Here is a 15,585-nt window from a genome sequence, read left to right on the forward strand (position 1 = left end):
CCGCACACGGGCGGCACCCGAGGTGGTGCCGCGGCGACAGTAGACCGGACGCCATCCGCAAGCCACAGCTTCACGGTGCGTGGCCATAGGCATAGATCCCTAGGAGAAAATCCAGGATCATTCAACAATTATGTTTTTGGTAACAATGTGTGTCCGAGGCCGAATCTGTTGGGCACCCCACAGCTGACTCGCCGTGCTCCTGGAGCGCCCTGCGATCCGCAGTTCTCTGCCCGCGAATGGGCGAGCTCAGGCGTGGCTCAGAAGCCGACCTTGGCCAGGAAGGCGTCGTCTGGTGCCGCAGCGACGAGCGTGCTCTCTCCCAGGGTGATCGCGCCCGCGAAGGTGCCGGCGATGACCGCCGCGCCGTCCGCGGAGACGGCGAGATGCATCAGGCTTTGGTCGCCCGCGTCGCCGTAGCTCTCGCTGAAGACGACGTTGCCGTCGGGGTCCAGCCTGGCGAGGTACATGTCCGTTGCGCCGGCGCTCGTGAGCCCGCTGCCGCCGAGGCCGAGCGTACCGGTGAACGAGCCCGCGACGACGACGTTCCCGAGCCCGTCGACGCCCAGATACAGGTGATGCACCGGCGAGACATCCCGGCTCCAGAGGGCCGTCGCCGCGCCGTCGAGCTGGCTGACTCGACCCCTTCTGGGGTCGGCGATGCTGTGCCGGACGGTGCTGCCGAGCACGGCATTCCCCGACGGGTCGAGGGCGAGCTGCCAGGCCTCCTCTCCAGTGCCAACGCAGGTCCGGTCGAGCTCCTCGCCAGCGGGGCTGAGCGTCATCAGCTCCGCGCAGCCCTCGCGGAGGATATCCGTGGGGAGGTACTGAATGAAGATCGCTCTCCCGACGGTCACGATCTCGCCGTTCTCACGCGTGGCCACGTCGTCGAGGCGGACTTCATCGAGGCGGCGATCGCCGACTGTCTTCTGCCATGCGAGGGCCCCTGTCGCGCCGTCGAGCTTGCGGACGAAGCCATCGCCCGACCCCATGACGGGCTCCCGGCTCGCGCCCACCACGAACACGTCTCCTGCGGCGTTCATCGCGACCGCGTTGTTGAACTCCTGGTACTCAGTCCCGCGGGAGTCGCGGACCTCCACCTTGAAATCGCTCTTCCAGAGGAACCCGCCTGACGGGTCGAGCTTCACGATGCGGTGATAATCCTCGTAGACCACGACACCCAGGTGGACGGCCACGGGCTTGGAGAACCTCCCGAGCAGGACGATGTTCCCCGAAGCGTCCGTGGCGATATCGTGGGCCGCAGTGTCATCGCCATCGAACGTGAACGCGAAGAGGGCCTCTCCGCTGGGATCGAACTTCGCGACGAACGCCTCGAGACCGATGTCCCGGGGCGCGAGGGGGCCGGTGCCGAGGTCCACGGGGCTCCTGAACGAGCCGGCGATGATGGTGTTGTCGAAGGCGTCCACGGCGACGGCCGAGATCGAGATACCGGAGAGCTGCTTCACCCACTGGGCGGTGATCCCGGGAGCGCAGTCGCTGCCGCCCTCGTTCACCTCGCCATCGCAGTCGTCATCGACCGGGGTGGCGCACGACTCCGGCTGCGGGAGCGCCTCGCCCTCGCACGGCCCGAGACTCGTGCCCTGCGCGTCGCAGAGCGCCGTGCCGGAGGCGCACTCCCCGACGTCCGCGGTGCCCGGCGGGCCGGAGTAACACGAGACGCGCTGGCCCGGCGGGCAGACGCAGCTCGCGCCCTCCTCGTTCACCTGGCCGTCGCAGTCGTCGTCGATAGGGGTGAGGCACGTCTCCGTCGCGGGCAGCACCTCGCCCACGCAGGGGCCGAGCTGCGTGCCGTCCGACCGGCAGCGCGCCGTGCCCCCGGCGCAGCGCCCGACGCCCTCGGTGCCGGCAGGGCCGGAGTAACAGGGGACGACCGCATCGGGGAGGCAGGCGCAGCCGGCGCCCTCCTCGTTCGTCTGGCCATCGCAGTCGTCGTCCACCGGCGTGGCGCACGTCTCCGGGGCCGGCACCACCTCGCCCTCGCACGGCCCGAAGCCCGTGCCCTGGGCGTCGCAGCGCGCCGTGCCGCCGGCGCAGCGGCCGGCGCCCTCGGTGCCGGGAGGACCGGAGTAGCAAGGGATGACCTCGCCGGGGAGGCAGGCGCAGCCGGCGCCCTCCTCGTTGGCCTGGCCGTCGCAGTCGTCGTCCGCCGGCGTGAGGCAGGTCTCCGCGGCCGGCAGGACCTCGCCGAGGCAGGGGCCAAAGCCGCTGCCGTCCTCCCTGCACCGCGCCCTGCCGGCCTCGCAGGCGCCGACGCCGAGAGTATCGAGGTCGCCGGAGTAGCAGATCACCTCGGTTCCCGGGACGCAGACGCAGTCGGCGTCCTCTCCGTCCGACAGCCCATCGCAGTCCTCGTCCGCTGCCGCCGAGCAGTCCTCCGGCGACGGCAGCACCTCGCCCTCGCACGGGCCGTAGGCGGTCCCCGACTCGTCGCACGTCCGCAGCCCGGCCGTGCAGCGTCCGACGCCCTGCGTGCCCGGTGGGCCCGAGTACGGGCAGGCGATCTGGGAGCCGGGGGTACAGACGACGCCGCCGCCACCCTGACCGCCATCACCGCCGCCGCCGTCACTGCCGTCACCGCCGTCACCGCCCGAGCCCGAGCTGCTGACGCTTGTGTCGCCGCCCGACCCGCCGGAGCCGCCCGACCCGCCGGAGCCACCATCCGATCCGCCCGAGCCCGAGCTGCTGACGCTTGTGTCGCCGCCAGAGCCGCCGACGCCCCCGTCGCCGTCTACGCTCGGTGTACACCCGGCCACCACGCCGAGCAGGATCGCCGCCCACCGTCCTCCCGGTCCGGGCGATGCAAGCCCATTGTTGAAGGAAACCGACCGCCCTGTGCTTTTCCGCATGCGCGCTGTGATGCGCGCCTGCGCGGAGCCGTTCATGGGCCGGCGTCCCGAGCTCGCTGCTCACTCCTCCCGAGAAGGACGCTGGCCGGCTCGGATTGACTCGCACGCGCCGCGCTGCGATCGTCTCGCGAGGGAACGTCGCCGTGCTCTCTCGCCTGCTTTCGCTGCCCCTCGCCGCGCTTGCCCTCGCGTGCGCCTCCCCGGAGCCCGCGGCCGCGCCGGCGGGGCCCGCCGCGCCGGCGGCGCCTCCGGGGAGCGCCGCGCTCACGTCGGGCGGTGACCCGGGCTTCGACCACGATGTGTCGGGCGTCGTCGGGGAGCCCCCGCCGCCGTGGGACGTGGGGCCCTGGTACAACTCACCGCCGCTCACCCCGGCGGAGCTGCGCGGCAAGGTCGTGCTCGTCCGCTGGTTCATGTCGCCGAGCTGCCCGTTCTGCAGCGCCACCGCCCCGGCGCTCAAGGCGCTGGACGAGCGCTATCGAGAACGAGGGCTCGTCGTCGTCGGGATGTATCACCACAAGGATCCCGAGCCCCTCGATCCCGGGGCCGTCAAAGGCTACCTGGCGCATTTCGGGTACAGCTTCCCGGTCGCGATCGACCCGGACTGGCGCACGCTCAAGCGGTGGTGGATGGATGGCCACCCGAAGCGAGAATACACGAGCGTCAGCTTCCTCCTCGATCGAGCGGGGCTGGTGCGGCACGTGCACCTCGGGGGCAAGCTGGAGCCCGATACCCCCGAGTTCGCGGTCGTGGAGGGGCGCGTCCGCGCATTGCTCGACGAGCCCGCGCGCTGACACCCCACCGCACCCTGCCCCGGCGGTGCCGCGGCCCCGCGCCCTGCCACGTCACGCGCCGATCGTGGATGGCTCGTAGCGCGTCACCCAGGCCTTGATCTGCAGCTCGCCGAAGATGAAGCGAGGCGACATGAACCCTGCCTGGGCCAGGAGCGCGAAGACCTCGGCATCCGAGGCGGGGACCCGCAACGACGCCAGGGCCTTGTGCCGTTGCTCCGCCGCCTCGGGCGGCCGCCCCTCCGCGAGGGCCCGCCGGTCCTCGACGGCCCTCAGCAGCGGATCGTCTCCAGTCCGACAGGCGATCACGAAGGGCGCCCCCGGCGTGAGCCGCCCGGCGATCTCCCGCAAGAGCTCGAGGCGCGCCTCGTCCCCCGGGACGTGGTGCAGGACGCCGATCATCTGGGCGCCGTCGAACAAGGGCCCGCGCGCGAGATCGCGTAGCTCGCAGGCGTGCAGGCTCGCGCGCTCGAGGAGGCCTTCCGCCGCGAGCTTCTCCCTCGCGACGGCGAGCATCTCCAGCGACGGATCGACGCCGGTGAAGCGGACGCCAGCCCCCGCGTAGCGCGCGAACGGCTTCACCTCGCTCCCGGTCCCGATCCCGACCATCAGCAGCGACGCGGCCTCCTTGTCGGCGAGCGCTGCGGCCATCACCTCGGCAATGACCTGGTGCATGGCGCCATAGCCCGCCCACATGCGGTGCACACTGGCGTCGTAGCTCAAGGCGCGCTCGCGCCCGAACGTCGCTGCGTGGTTTCCGTGCTCGTGCGTCTTCATCACGCCTTCTCCCTGGCTGACGGTCGGCTGACGGTCGACGGATCGCCTGTTGTGAAGGAGTAGCGCCGATCGTGCGGCCTCGACAGGGCGGGGCTTTCGATCCGATCGGCGGGGGTTTCGGTCGCGGCCCCGCGCCGGGCAAGGCGTCTGGCGCCGCGTCAGCCCGATGAAGATGATCCCAGCTCCCGCCGTTTCGGTTCAGCGCGGTAGACCTTGCGTTCGTGCGACCGGGGGTGTCCAATCTCCCACCTTGCCGAGCGCCGTGCCGCCCGCGAGACCCCTCCAGCCCTCCCCGCGTGGCGAGCCGACACGACCGGAACCTCTCTCACCCCAGGAGAAGCAGCATGCGAATCACCATGTCGCCCCAGGACTACGCCACGGCGTTCCGCCTCCTCTCCGAGACCTCCAGGCACCCGGAGAACATCGCGGAGGCGATCCGGCAGCGCATCGTCCCCGAGCTGCCCGATAGCCCGTCTTTGCTGGACGTCGGCGCCGGTCCAGGCGCCGTCGCCGAGCGGCTCGCGCCCTGCTTCGGCGCCATGACCCTGATCGAGCCGAACGCGGCGCAGCTGGGCTCTTTCGCGCCGGCCGGCGCGGAGATAATCCGCGACGTGTTCGAGCGATTCGAGTCGTCCAGGCGGTACGACCTGGTCCTGTGCTCGCACGTGCTGTATCACGTACCCGTCGCGCAGTGGGGCGGATTCATCGACAGGCTGCTCGCGTTCGTGCGCCCGGCGGGGTACTGCGCCGTCGTCCTCGGCGCCGACCGGGGACAGAACTACGAGATGCACCGAGACTTCACGTCGACCGTGATCGACAGCTCCTTGCTCATCAAGACGTTGCGCGGCAAACAGCTCGCCTTCGACGTGATCGGGAGCCACAACGCGTACACAGCGGCAACCTTCGAGGACATGGTCACGCTGTGTCGCTTCTTCGTGCTCGCGGATTGCGTCTCCGCCGAGCAGCTCGCCGCGATGACGGAGACCGAGGCGCGCGAGCTCGATGCGAAGATCCGCGAGCACGCCGCGCGGTGTCGGACCGACGACGGGACGTATCGGCTGAGCCAGGAAGATGACATGATCATCCTCCGCCAGGGGGCGTCGCTCTCCGCCGCTGCCCCGTCTACCGCGAGCTGACATCCGATCAGGCGGCCCGGGCGTGGAACCGGGCCGATCAGGCGGCCTCACCCGCGCCCCCGAGGCCGCCCGGACGCGCTCACCTGCGGCCGTAGAGCACCACCTCGGTCATCCCCATGTACGGCACCTGGTTCGTGATCCGGACATAGCAGCTGGGTGAAACTCCTCGAATAGGATGTCGTGTCCAGCGATGCAACTTAGCCACAGGCCGTGAGAGTCCCTCGATGTGGACGTGAGTGCCCACGGAGGGCGCGCGTCCCGCCCGTATAACACCTCGAAGAAGCGCAGCCCCTCTTTCGTGGCGCTGCCCCGGTCGATCGCGCTCGTGAGGATGCGCCCCGCCTCGTCGACGTCGTTGACGAGGTAGTTCGCGCCAGCGTGCCCTATGCACGACGGCTCCTCGCGGTCATGCCCTCGGAGCTACGGTCCGGGCTGACGCGCGTCGATCAGCGCCCACGCGCTCCAGTGCGCGTAGCGCCTCCAGCGCGCGTAGCGCGTCCAGCGCGCGTGGCGCCCCGACGCGCACGCGCGGCGCCACCCGCGCTCGACGAGCGCCGCCGCCAGCACCTCGCGGAACCACGCGTGGGTGACCGCGAGCACGTCGCCGCGCTCCGCCGCGAGCTCGATCAGCCACCCGGCCGCCTCGCCCGCCCGGCGCAGCGCCGCGGCGGGCAGCGCCTCGCCGCGGAGCGCTCCGAGCGCCTTCCTCAGCCCGATCGCGAGCGCCCACACGGCGAGCGGCACCCGCGCGTCGCCGAGCGGCGGGATCGGCTGCTCCATCTCGCGCAGCAGCGCCGACGTGGGGATCTCCGCACCGGGGACGAGCAGCTCGGCCGAGGCGCGGGCGCGCGGCAGATCGCTCGCGACGACCACGCCCGCCTGCCTCGCCAGGGCCTCGAGCGCGGGCGGCGGCCGCTCCCCCGGCAAGAGGCCCGCGGCGTCGTACGCGTCGCGCCACCGCTGGAACCCGGCGGCGTCGATCCAGCCGGTGTGGACGTGCCCCGAGCGGCCGTGTCGCACCAGGATGATGCGCGCGCTCACCGTCGGCCCTCGCGAGCCGCGCGCAACGGCATGGCGGCCCCTCGCCCGCCTCTCAGCGCGCGGCTCGCGAGCGCGGCGCCGCCGTGCAATTCGACGTCGCGGACGTCGCGGACGTCGCGGACGTCGCGGACGTCGCGCTCGCTCCGATCAGCGACGGCCTGCTCCACGCTGCCGACGAGGGCCCGAGCAGCTCAGCGCCCGATCGCCTGCGCGATGGTCTCGATCATCCGCGGGATGGCCACGGAGATGAGGATCCCGAGGTTCGCCCGCTTGTTGTCAACCAGCATGCCCTGGAGCAGCTTGCCGTGGTTGAGAACCACGACGGTGTGGTTGCCCGCCATGTCCATCAGGTAATACCGCCCGAGCGGCGGGAAATTCGAGTCGCGCAGCGAGCTGTCCAGCTCCTCGGTGATGCGCGTGAAGAGGGCCACCGCCACCGGCTGCTGGTTGAAGCCGGCGAGCGACAGGCCCGCCGCGCGCTCCCAGATGTCGGTGGCCAGCAGCCCGTCGCGAAGGATGCTGCGGAGATCATGGACTGCGGCCTCGAGGACTTTGGTATCGATCATCGTGCTTCCGTGGCTCCTGGGCGCGCGCGCCCGCGTTGAGAAACCGGATTCTTTACAGCCCGCGCACGGTCGTCTCGAGCGCCTCCTTGAGCTGCTCGAACGCCCGCGTGGTAAGGGCCTCGTCGCCCACGGTCCCGAGGCAGAAGCCGCCCCGCGTCGTGCGCGCCTCGACCCAGGACATCATCTGCGCGCCCAGCCAGAGCGCGCCCGCCGTGGCGTCGACGCCGGGGATGCTGCGGACGCCGACCAGCGCCGAGAGCAGCGGACCCACGAGGGACACGTGCGCCTCGGAGATGCCGTGCGCCGCCAGCGTGAGGCCGTTGTCGTCGGCGACGAAGGCGCCCGCGCACGCGTGATGATCGAGCGTCCAGGCGACGAGCGTGTCGAGCCGGTCGGCCGGGTTGTCGGAGGTCTGCACGAGGCGCGGCACCTCCTTCGGCGCCTTGGGCGCGGCCTTCACCGGCGCGGGCGCGGGCGCCGCCACCGCCGGCGCGCGCACCGCCCCCATCGCGCTCACGAGCCCCGCGGGCTCGCGCGGCCGCGTCGGAGCCACCCGCGCGAGCAGCGAGCTCACCCGCTGCGCGTCAGTCCACGAGACGGATCGGACCGTCATTCTCCCCTCCTGCCGTGGTGCCCATGCGCTCCTCGATCTCGGCCACCAGCTTGTCGAACACTGCGGAGACCGCCGGCGGGCGGCGGCTGAGCAGGCCGAGCGGCACGCCCGCGCGGCTCGCCTGGAGGAACGTGCTGTCGCGCGGGACCGCGGTGTCGAAGACCTGATCGCGGTAGAGGGACCACAGCTCCTCCAGCGAGGCCAGCATCACCGGATCGCGGAACGAGCTCATGGTGCCGACCACGCCGAGGAGGGAGCAGTCGGAGCCCCCCTCGCGGAGCCGCGCCAGGAGCTCGAGCATCCGGGGCAGCGCCCGCAGCGCGAGCGGCTCGCACTGCACCACGGCGATGACGCTGTCCACGGCCTCCAGCGCGAGGCGCGACATCCCGCCGAGCCCGGCCGGCGTGTCGAAGATGACGAGGTCGAAGTCGCGCTCGCTGCTCTGCAGGATGCGCCGGACGATGTCGGCCTCGCGCGCGTTGACGGCGAAGCGATCCTCGTCGAGCGCGTCGACGGGCCCCATGGGCAGGAGACAGAGCTCCGCGACCCGCGTCTTCACGAGGCCCTCGAGCGGAGGGCCGCCGCGCGCGAGGTTCGCGGCCAGGCCGGCGCGGTCGCCGACGCCATCGAGCGACATGCCGATGGCGCCTTGCAGATCCGTGTCGACGAGGAGGGTCCGCGCGCCTCGGCGCGCGAAGGCGAAGGCGCAGTTGAGCGCCACGGTCGTCTTTCCGACTCCGCCCTTGAGGCTGGCGTATGCGATGGATCGTGTCATCTTGGGTATCCGAGCTTGCGTAGCTGTTCCAGGTTAGCGCGCACGAGGCTGGAGGCGGGGTCGAGCGCCGAGAGGTCGTTGAGCACGCGGGCCGCCTCGCTGTAGCTGCGCTCCATCAAGAGGCGCCGCGCGTCGTTGTTGAGCTGCTTGATGCGGATCGCGACCTGCTCCGGCGAGGCGAGCGCGACCTCGAGCCGCCTCGACGAGATCGGCGGCGGCATCTCGACGCTGCCCTCGTCGAGGCGGCGCAGCGAGTCGAGCACCAGCTCCGCGAGGCTCTTGAAGATGGTGCGCTCCTTCGTCGAGCCCAGGGCCGGGGTGACGCGCACCCGCATCTCCGGGCGGACGAGCCGCGCGAACGCCTCCTCGCCCACGCCGAGACCGTCGAACGCCGTCCATACCTGGCCGCGCCGCACCTCGATCAGCCCCACGTCGGCGCTCTCGTTGCTGACCACGAGCACGTGCGAGTCGCCGGACATGCATATCATCTGCAAGAAGTCGACGGTGACGAAGTTCATCCCGACCGGCGCCGACTGCGCGCCCGCGGCGTGCGCCATCAGGATGAGCGTCTCCTCGGCGATGGGCCACGCCACGCGCGTGGTGCTCACCGCGCCCGGGACCTCCACGCCCTCGTTCGCGGCGAGCACCAGCCGCGCCGTGCGGCGGAGCAGCTGCGCGACGGCGTCCTCCGGCGCGCCCGGGAGCGACGGCGCGTAGATGATGAGCTCCACGTGCTGCGCGCCGTCGAGGGCCTGCTCGAGCTCCTCCCAGGTGGCGGCGCCGAGGGCGCTCACCGCCGTCTGCCCGGCGATGACGCGAATGCACCGCATGCGCTCGCGCAGATCGGGCTCAGCGACCACGACGATGGGCATCCCGTCAGCCCCCGAGGTCGCGGTCGCGCAGCGCTCGGCGCAGCATGACGGCCACCGCGTTGTCGCCCGGGCGCATGCGCGCGCAGGCCTCGAACGCATCGACCGCGTCGTTGAATCGGCGCTGCACGAACGCGGCGGTGCCGCGGGCGAACGCCTCGCGGTAGCGCCGATCCTCCTCCGACTCGACGACCTGCAGCTTGAAGGGCGCGCTGTCGGGAGGAGGCTCATGCGATCGCCGCTCCAGCCCGCGCTCTGGCACGGTCGGCGGAGGCGGCTCCATTACCCCCTCGGACGGCATCGTGTCCAGCGTTCGCCGCCAGGACGCGGGCGTCCGCTCGCTGAAAGGCGACGCCACCTCCCTCCCCGTGTAGAGGCCGACCAGCACCTGCAGCGTGCGGAGCCGCCCGAGCGGGCACATCTGCACGATATCGTCAAATGTCGAGGCGCCATCGATGTACCGCGCCACGAGGAGCGCGTCGGGCGAGCGGCCCGCGGACACCGGGATGGGCCCCGCCACCTGATCCAGGCCGCCGAGCCGCTTGGCATAGGCGCCGGCGAGAAACTCTTTGATCCGCTCGATGCTCGTCTGCAGCTCGCGATCGCCCGGTGATTCCGAGCGCGCCCGGTACAGCACCGCCAGCGCCTCCTCGTAGCGCTTCTCACGGACAAGCCGCACGACCTCCTCCCGCACCGGTAAGCTCTTCGGGATCGCGCGGCTCTCAGGTTCCGTCACCAAGGCAGGGTCGTATTGGTCTTTCACGGCACAACTCGGCAAGTTACATGCCTCACCTGCCGGCATTCAAGCTGTTTGGTTGCGCATTCGTGGCCGCGCTCGTCGGCGCCGTCCATCCGCTGCCATCGTTCAGGTGCGAGCGTGTGGGGTCGGCCAGACCCGACCTCGCAATCATGCGTGCTGCGACATGGGCCCACGTGAGGTCCATGGAGACGCGAACGGGGCGACGACAGCGGTCCACATCCACGACCGGCGGGTCGAGGCGCCGGGCGCTCGCGGGCCCCTCATTAGAATGAGGCGCCAGCCGACACCGGTGCCGAGCATCGATGTCACACATCGGCGCCCATTCGCCCACCAAGGCCGATGTTTTCAACTCCGCAATGGAGATCTGTGAAGATAGCGGATGCAGCTTACGCCGAACTTGCGCTAGAGTGGCTTCACCGAGTGAGAACACCCCCCAAGGTTGCGAAACATCTGGGGTGGTTCGATAGAAACTTTCAGAAATGCAAGCTCGGAATGCAGTAGGGGAATGCACGGCGGGCAGCGTTGCTGCACGATTTCAGCCCGGGTGAGATCTAGCAGCATCCATTTCACCACGCCGTGGTCCTGGCTCGAGACCTCACGGGGCGCTTACGGAGCGCCCGGGTCATTGCAGATAGAGGGATAGCTCGATCAACCGACACCACTAGCCGAAAAAGGAGATCGCTTATGCGGCAGGTCTTGCGGCACATCTTCGAGAAGAAGCAGGCGTACGCTCGTCTACCCCTGTTCGAGCACATGCGTGACGAACGGCTGGATCCGATGGAGCGGCTCGCCTTCTATCCGTGCATGGCTTTCTTCATCCTGAGCTTCGGTGATCTGAACAGGTTCGTGCTGCGGGAGGAGCCCCCGGCGGACAAGTACCAGGAGATGGTGAACGTCCACAGCCACGAGGACGACCACCACTGGCCGTGGTACCTGGAGGATCTCGAGAAGCTCGGCTTCGACGCCGAGGCGCGGGGCACGGAATGGCTGCGGTTCCTCTGGGGCGAGGAGACGCTGCAGAACCGGATCCTCACCGCGCGGCTCACCGCCCTCCTCAAGGGCACGACGGGCCTGGAGCGGCTCGTCATCATCGAGGCGATCGAGGAGACGGGCAACGTCCTCTTCACCGCGATGCTCCCGCTGGCCGAGGAGATGGAGAAGCGCCTCGGCACGCAGCTGCGCTACTGCGGCACGTTCCATTTCGAGCGCGAGTCGGGCCACACCGTGGACGCCGACCACGCCGCGCTCGCGCGCATCCCGCTCGACGAGGAGACGAGCGCGCGATACAAGGCGCTCGCGGACGAGGTGTTCGCGCTGTTCGAGCCGTGGACGCACGAGCTCTTGCAGTACGCCCTCGCGCACGCCGTGAGCGTCCCCGTGTCGGACACCGACTCGGACGGCGAGAGCTGCGTGATGGTCCGGTCGTCGGTGCTCGCCGCGGAAGCACCGCGGTTGAGCCTCGTCGGGTAGCGACTGCGCGCCTCCCTCCACGCCTCCCCCTCCACGCCTCCCCCTCCACGCCTCCCCCTCCACGCCTCCCCTTCCAGCACGCATCCCGCGCCGAGCTCGCCTCGAGGCGCGGATGCAAACCTTTCACGAATACCGGTCGCTGAGCGCGACGCGCCGGATCACGACGCCCGTGGAGCCGCTGCGCCCCGGCGATCTGTGGTAGGGCGGCGCCCCTCGGTCGTTCACGCCACCAGCACGGCGCGGAACCGCGCCTTGCCCTGGCGGGTGTGGTCGAGCGCCTCGTTCGCCTCGGCCATGGGGAACAGCTCGACGACGGGTTTGATCGCGTGCCGCGCCGTGAAGGCCAGCATCTGCGCCGTCTCGACGACGGCCCCCGGGATCCCGCCGGCGACCACCTTCTCGGAGGTGAGCAGGGAGAACGGGGCGAGCGCGATCGGCTTCTCGGGGACGCCCACGATGCAGAGCTTCCCCTGGGGTCGCAGGATCCCGAGAACGTCGTCCCAGGGCAGGTCGGCGGAGACGGTGCTCAGGACGAAGTCGAAGGACTGGGCCGCCTTCCTCAGCTCGCCGGTGCCCTTCGTGGCGATGAAATTCGTCGCCCCGAGCCCGCGCGCGAGCTCCTCCTTGTCGCGCGACGAGGAGATCGCCGTCACCTCGCAGCCCCATTTCGCCAGGTATTGCAGCGCGAGGTGGCCGAGGCCTCCGATGCCGACCACCGCCACCCGGCCTGGACGGGCACACGCTCTCCCCGGCGGTGCTGCCTGGCCACGCGCCTCGACCGCGCCGGCGCCATCGCCGTCGTCCACGTCGTCCACGTCATGTTACTTCAGGGAACGGACGCGCGGCGGGACAGGCGCCCTGGCTCTGGCCCCTCGGGCTCCTCGGGCGCCGGGCGGAAGACCGCCCGCCCGCCGAAGAAAACGAGCAGGCCGAGCCCGATCCAGACGATCTCCTTGGCGCGCTTGAGGAGGACGAAGGCGGCGCCCACCGTCATGGCGCCCGGCACGCCGAGCGCGCCGAGGAAAGCGACATAGCCGGCGTCCTGGACGCCGAGCCCGGCCGGGACCATGAAGGCGGCGGCGCGGAGGAACGCGAGGACGACCTCGAACGACAGGACCTCGGCGAGCGAGACGTCGACCCCCAGCAGCCGGAGGATGAAGAGCGTCTCCAGCCCCTCGGCGAGCCACATCCCGACGAGGAGGAGCGCCGCCGCGGCGAGCGCGCCGCGCCGCTCGCCGAGCGCGGCCGCGTGCCGGTCGGTCGCGGCGAAGGCCGCGGCCCTCGCCTCGACGTAGTCCCTCACGCGCCGGCCCGGCAGCCGCCTGAGCTGCGCGAACACCCGCGACGCGACCGTGCCCGAGAAGAGCGCGCCCGCGAGCGCGAGCGCCGAGGCGAGCAGGCCGAGCCCCGACAGGACCACGAGCCAGGGGAGCCCCGGCGCGCCGAGCAGCGGGATCGAGGCGCGCTCCAGGTGCCCGAAGCCGAGCGCGAGGGCGATCCCCACGTAAACCGCGTTCGCCAGCAGGATCAGCGACCGCCGCGCCGCGATGCCGGCGATACCCTGCGGGCCCGGGACACCGCACCACCGCTGGAGCAGGTAGAACGTGACCGACTCGGAGAGGGCAGCCCCGGCGGGGACGCTCATGTTCAGCGCCTCCGTCGCCAGCGTGAGCGAGAGGTACCGCGTGAACCGCGCGGGCGCGGCGGTCGGGCGGCCCGCGCCCGTGTTGTTGAAGATGCGACGGCTCGCCTCCGCCTGGAACAGCCGCGCGGCGAGGTTGGGGAGCAGCGCGAGCGCCATCATCGGCGCGCCCACCGACGCGATGAGCGCCGCCACGCCAGGGAAGTCCGCGCCCCGGAGCGTGCTCCACATCGCCGCCGCGGCCACGGCGACGCCGAGCCACTTCAGCGCGACGGCGCCCGCGCGGGAGCGCTGCGTCGCGCCCGCGCCGGAGCGCTCGTTCGCCCCGGAAGGCGGCTTGTCGCTGGCAAGGACGGTCATCGCACGATGGCGCCCGGTCCGTTGCCCGGGCGGGCGCTCGTATCGCGCATTTCCGTCGCGCCCCCATGACATGCGCGCAACTCCGCCGCGACACATCCACCGTGTCGCGACGGCGCGCGCGCGGTCAACAGGGTAGCGCCGGAGTGACCGGGCAGCCGCGCGCAGGTCGCGCGACTGCCACGCTCGAGCCATGGCGCCATCGCGTGAATCGCGTGAATCGCGTGGATCGCGTGATGAGATATCGAGTCATGACGGCGCCGCGCGCGTCCGCGGCGCGGCGCCGCGGGCCGCCGCGCCCTCACGTCGCCGCGCCGCCGGGCGCGCTCGCGTCCTGCGTCACCCGGATGCGGGCGATGAACTCGCCCGCCTCGCCGAGCGGCGACCCGAGCGGGGTCAGCGTGACGCTGGCCTCGAGCGCGCGGCTGTGGGGGCTGACCAGGCGGCTCCGCGCGACAGCGCGCGCGCTCGGGAGCGGGGGCTGGACGTCGACGAGCACCGACGCGACGTCGCGCCCGTAGAGGAGCTTCTCGTCCACGCCGAACAGGTCGTGGGCGCTCGGGTTGGCGCCGAGGATCTCGCCCTCGCGGTCGAGCAGGAGGCAGGGATCGGCGATCTCGGCGAGCAGCGCCCTCGACCGCTCTTCCAGCTGCGACACGCTCTCCATCGCGATCACGAGCTCTTCCTCCAGCTGGTTCACCGACGTCTTCACGCCAGAGAGCGAGTCGTACATCCGCGCGACCGTGGCGGCGATCTGCCGGACCTCGATGGCCTCGAACGGCTTGCGGAGGATGAGCAGGTTGGGCGCCCACCCGAGCTCGCTCGCGATCGCGTCCCAGCTATAGTCGGAGTACGCGGTGCAGATCACCGTGTAGATGTCCGGCGCGACGCTCCAGATGCCCTTGATCGTCTGGATCCCGTCGATGCCCGGCGGCATGCGCATATCGACGAAGGCGAGGAAGTACCTGCTCGGGTTCGCCTGGACGAGGGCGATTCCATCCCTGCCCGAGTGGGCCGAGTCGATGGAGAACCTGAGCCCGTGGAGGACGTCCGGGGGCTCCTCGGGCAGCTCGGCGCCGAACAGGCGAGACTCGAGCGCCTGCAGCCCGCGGGTCATCTCCGCATCGTGGATCGACCTGGGCACGAGCATCCGCTCCATCAGCACATGGATGTCCGGATTGTCGTCCACGACGAGGATGGGTCGACTCACTGGTTCCGAAAGCATGAAGTTCCTCTCACGTCGCTCCGGCCCGGCCGCGGGCCCCCCGGGGTCTACCGCCGATTCCGCTGCTCGAGACGACGCCGGACCGCCGCGACGCGCAGCTCGGTCCGCGCGACGCTGGCCGCGGTGCCGATGACGCCGGGCATCGCCGCCAGCGAGTCGAGGACCTCGTACGCGGCCTCGAGCGGCATGCTCGCGTCTTTCAGCCCGAGCCGCTCCCCCTCGCGCTCGACGATCTCCGCCGCCGCGGCGCTGCCGAGCGTCCGACCGAGGAGCTCCACCAGCTCGGCGCGCTCACATCGAGGGGTGCTGTCAGGGGATCCCATGCCTCGCGTTCCTTGAGCCTCGCGACGTCACAACGCCGCAACGTCGCGTTCCGCGGAAAACATTGGACTCCCTGTCACGGGAGGTGTCAACAACCAGCGTGATCGCAGCCACATCCACGCAGTTGACTCAAACTCAATAGGCGTAATCCAGACCACAGGAACTGGGGAGCCCCGGGCCTCTCGGGGCGATGGCGTCGAGGAGCCCGGGGCCAGTTCGTCCGCGCGGCGCGCCGGCGGCGCGCTCCGCCCCGGCCCCTCGCCGTCCTCCGGCGGCGCGCGGGCAGAGGTGCGCCCGTACCTGGGGCCGCATTGGCGCGCCGCGCCGGCAGGGTGTGGGCGAGCTCTCCGGGGAGGCGGCGCTGGCGCAGGTTTCCTC

At 71.2% G+C, this 15,585-nt stretch carries 15 protein-coding genes; 3 read left to right on the plus strand and 12 right to left on the minus strand.

Going from position 1 to position 15,585, the window contains the following annotated elements; all coding sequences use genetic code 11:
* Positions 1–257 precede the first annotated feature (257 nt).
* Positions 258–2,864, minus strand: coding sequence for a MopE-related protein (locus tag WME85_RS26080; RefSeq protein ID WP_437842077.1), 2,607 nt, complete (start codon positions 2,862–2,864; stop codon positions 258–260).
* A 143-nt stretch (positions 2,865–3,007) separates the two neighbouring features.
* Between WME85_RS26080 and WME85_RS26085 the strand changes: the two genes are divergently transcribed.
* Complete coding sequence (locus tag WME85_RS26085) at positions 3,008–3,658, plus strand: redoxin family protein (RefSeq protein ID WP_437842078.1); 651 nt, start codon at positions 3,008–3,010, stop codon at positions 3,656–3,658.
* Between the two features lie 51 nt (positions 3,659–3,709).
* Here WME85_RS26085 and WME85_RS26090 read toward each other — a convergent pair whose 3' ends face one another.
* A complete protein-coding gene (locus WME85_RS26090) occupies positions 3,710–4,432 on the minus strand; it encodes an SAM-dependent methyltransferase (RefSeq protein WP_437842079.1) in 723 nt (240 codons plus the stop codon).
* A gap of 344 nt (positions 4,433–4,776) precedes the next feature.
* On the opposite strand from WME85_RS26090, the gene WME85_RS26095 reads away from it, so the two are divergent.
* Positions 4,777–5,568: a class I SAM-dependent methyltransferase gene (locus WME85_RS26095; RefSeq protein WP_437842081.1), complete on the plus strand. Its 792-nt coding sequence runs from the start codon at positions 4,777–4,779 to the stop codon at positions 5,566–5,568.
* 420 nt (positions 5,569–5,988) lie between these two features.
* Here the strand turns inward: WME85_RS26095 and WME85_RS26100 are convergent, their stop codons facing one another.
* From WME85_RS26100 to WME85_RS26125, 6 genes are all read right to left on the minus strand, one after another.
* On the minus strand, positions 5,989–6,609 hold the full coding sequence (locus WME85_RS26100; protein ID WP_437842083.1) for a hypothetical protein: 621 nt from the start codon (positions 6,607–6,609) through the stop codon (positions 5,989–5,991).
* A 191-nt stretch (positions 6,610–6,800) separates the two neighbouring features.
* The gene (locus WME85_RS26105) at positions 6,801–7,175 is read right to left on the minus strand and encodes a hypothetical protein (protein WP_437617382.1); all 375 of its coding nucleotides are present in this window, start codon (positions 7,173–7,175) and stop codon (positions 6,801–6,803) included.
* Between the two features lie 52 nt (positions 7,176–7,227).
* Complete coding sequence (locus tag WME85_RS26110) at positions 7,228–7,788, minus strand: hypothetical protein (RefSeq protein WP_437842085.1); 561 nt, start codon at positions 7,786–7,788, stop codon at positions 7,228–7,230.
* On the minus strand, positions 7,760–8,563 hold the full coding sequence (locus WME85_RS26115; protein ID WP_437842087.1) for a ParA family protein: 804 nt from the start codon (positions 8,561–8,563) through the stop codon (positions 7,760–7,762). The genes WME85_RS26110 and WME85_RS26115 overlap by 29 nt, the downstream gene beginning before the upstream one ends.
* The gene (locus WME85_RS26120; protein ID WP_437842089.1) at positions 8,560–9,435 is read right to left on the minus strand and encodes a DUF4388 domain-containing protein; all 876 of its coding nucleotides are present in this window, start codon (positions 9,433–9,435) and stop codon (positions 8,560–8,562) included. The genes WME85_RS26115 and WME85_RS26120 overlap by 4 nt, the downstream gene beginning before the upstream one ends.
* Positions 9,436–9,439: 4 nt before the next feature.
* Positions 9,440–10,168: a TRP-like protein gene (locus WME85_RS26125; protein WP_437842358.1), complete on the minus strand. Its 729-nt coding sequence runs from the start codon at positions 10,166–10,168 to the stop codon at positions 9,440–9,442.
* A 708-nt stretch (positions 10,169–10,876) separates the two neighbouring features.
* Between WME85_RS26125 and WME85_RS26130 the strand changes: the two genes are divergently transcribed.
* A complete protein-coding gene (locus WME85_RS26130; RefSeq protein ID WP_437842091.1) occupies positions 10,877–11,662 on the plus strand; it encodes a hypothetical protein in 786 nt (261 codons plus the stop codon).
* Between the two features lie 221 nt (positions 11,663–11,883).
* On the opposite strand, the gene WME85_RS26135 is transcribed toward WME85_RS26130, so the two are convergent.
* The 4 genes from WME85_RS26135 to WME85_RS26150 all read right to left on the minus strand — a co-directional run bounded on the left by WME85_RS26135 (position 11,884) and on the right by WME85_RS26150 (position 15,209).
* A complete protein-coding gene (locus tag WME85_RS26135) occupies positions 11,884–12,477 on the minus strand; it encodes a zinc-binding dehydrogenase (protein ID WP_437842092.1) in 594 nt (197 codons plus the stop codon).
* Between the two features lie 11 nt (positions 12,478–12,488).
* Complete coding sequence (locus tag WME85_RS26140; protein WP_437842094.1) at positions 12,489–13,664, minus strand: lysylphosphatidylglycerol synthase domain-containing protein; 1,176 nt, start codon at positions 13,662–13,664, stop codon at positions 12,489–12,491.
* A gap of 298 nt (positions 13,665–13,962) precedes the next feature.
* On the minus strand, positions 13,963–14,886 hold the full coding sequence (locus WME85_RS26145) for a PAS domain-containing protein (protein WP_437301750.1): 924 nt from the start codon (positions 14,884–14,886) through the stop codon (positions 13,963–13,965).
* A gap of 47 nt (positions 14,887–14,933) precedes the next feature.
* Positions 14,934–15,209 carry a hypothetical protein gene (locus WME85_RS26150; protein WP_437842095.1) on the minus strand — a complete coding sequence of 92 codons (276 nt, stop codon included), beginning with the start codon at positions 15,207–15,209 and terminating at the stop codon, positions 14,934–14,936.
* Between the last annotated feature and the right edge of the window lie 376 nt (positions 15,210–15,585).

It is taken from the genome of Sorangium sp. So ce1153 (assembly GCF_051521595.1).
Lineage (GTDB): Bacteria > Myxococcota_A > Polyangia > Polyangiales > Polyangiaceae > Sorangium.

Excerpts from the sequence above, each read along its gene's own strand:
- WME85_RS26090 (WP_437842079.1), bottom strand. The coding sequence starts at position 4,432 with ATGAAGACGCACGAGCACGGAAACCACGCAGCGACGTTCGGGCGCGAG.
- WME85_RS26115 (WP_437842087.1), bottom strand. The coding sequence starts at position 8,563 with ATGACACGATCCATCGCATACGCCAGCCTCAAGGGCGGAGTCGGAAAG.
- WME85_RS26080 (WP_437842077.1), bottom strand. The coding sequence starts at position 2,864 with ATGCGGAAAAGCACAGGGCGGTCGGTTTCCTTCAACAATGGGCTTGCA.
- WME85_RS26110 (WP_437842085.1), bottom strand. The coding sequence starts at position 7,788 with ATGACGGTCCGATCCGTCTCGTGGACTGACGCGCAGCGGGTGAGCTCG.
- WME85_RS26150 (WP_437842095.1), bottom strand. The coding sequence starts at position 15,209 with ATGGGATCCCCTGACAGCACCCCTCGATGTGAGCGCGCCGAGCTGGTG.
- WME85_RS26120 (WP_437842089.1), bottom strand. The coding sequence starts at position 9,435 with ATGCCCATCGTCGTGGTCGCTGAGCCCGATCTGCGCGAGCGCATGCGG.
- WME85_RS26105 (WP_437617382.1), bottom strand. The coding sequence starts at position 7,175 with ATGATCGATACCAAAGTCCTCGAGGCCGCAGTCCATGATCTCCGCAGC.
- WME85_RS26095 (WP_437842081.1), top strand. The coding sequence starts at position 4,777 with ATGCGAATCACCATGTCGCCCCAGGACTACGCCACGGCGTTCCGCCTC.
- WME85_RS26130 (WP_437842091.1), top strand. The coding sequence starts at position 10,877 with ATGCGGCAGGTCTTGCGGCACATCTTCGAGAAGAAGCAGGCGTACGCT.
- WME85_RS26140 (WP_437842094.1), bottom strand. The coding sequence starts at position 13,664 with ATGACCGTCCTTGCCAGCGACAAGCCGCCTTCCGGGGCGAACGAGCGC.
- WME85_RS26145 (WP_437301750.1), bottom strand. The coding sequence starts at position 14,886 with ATGCTTTCGGAACCAGTGAGTCGACCCATCCTCGTCGTGGACGACAAT.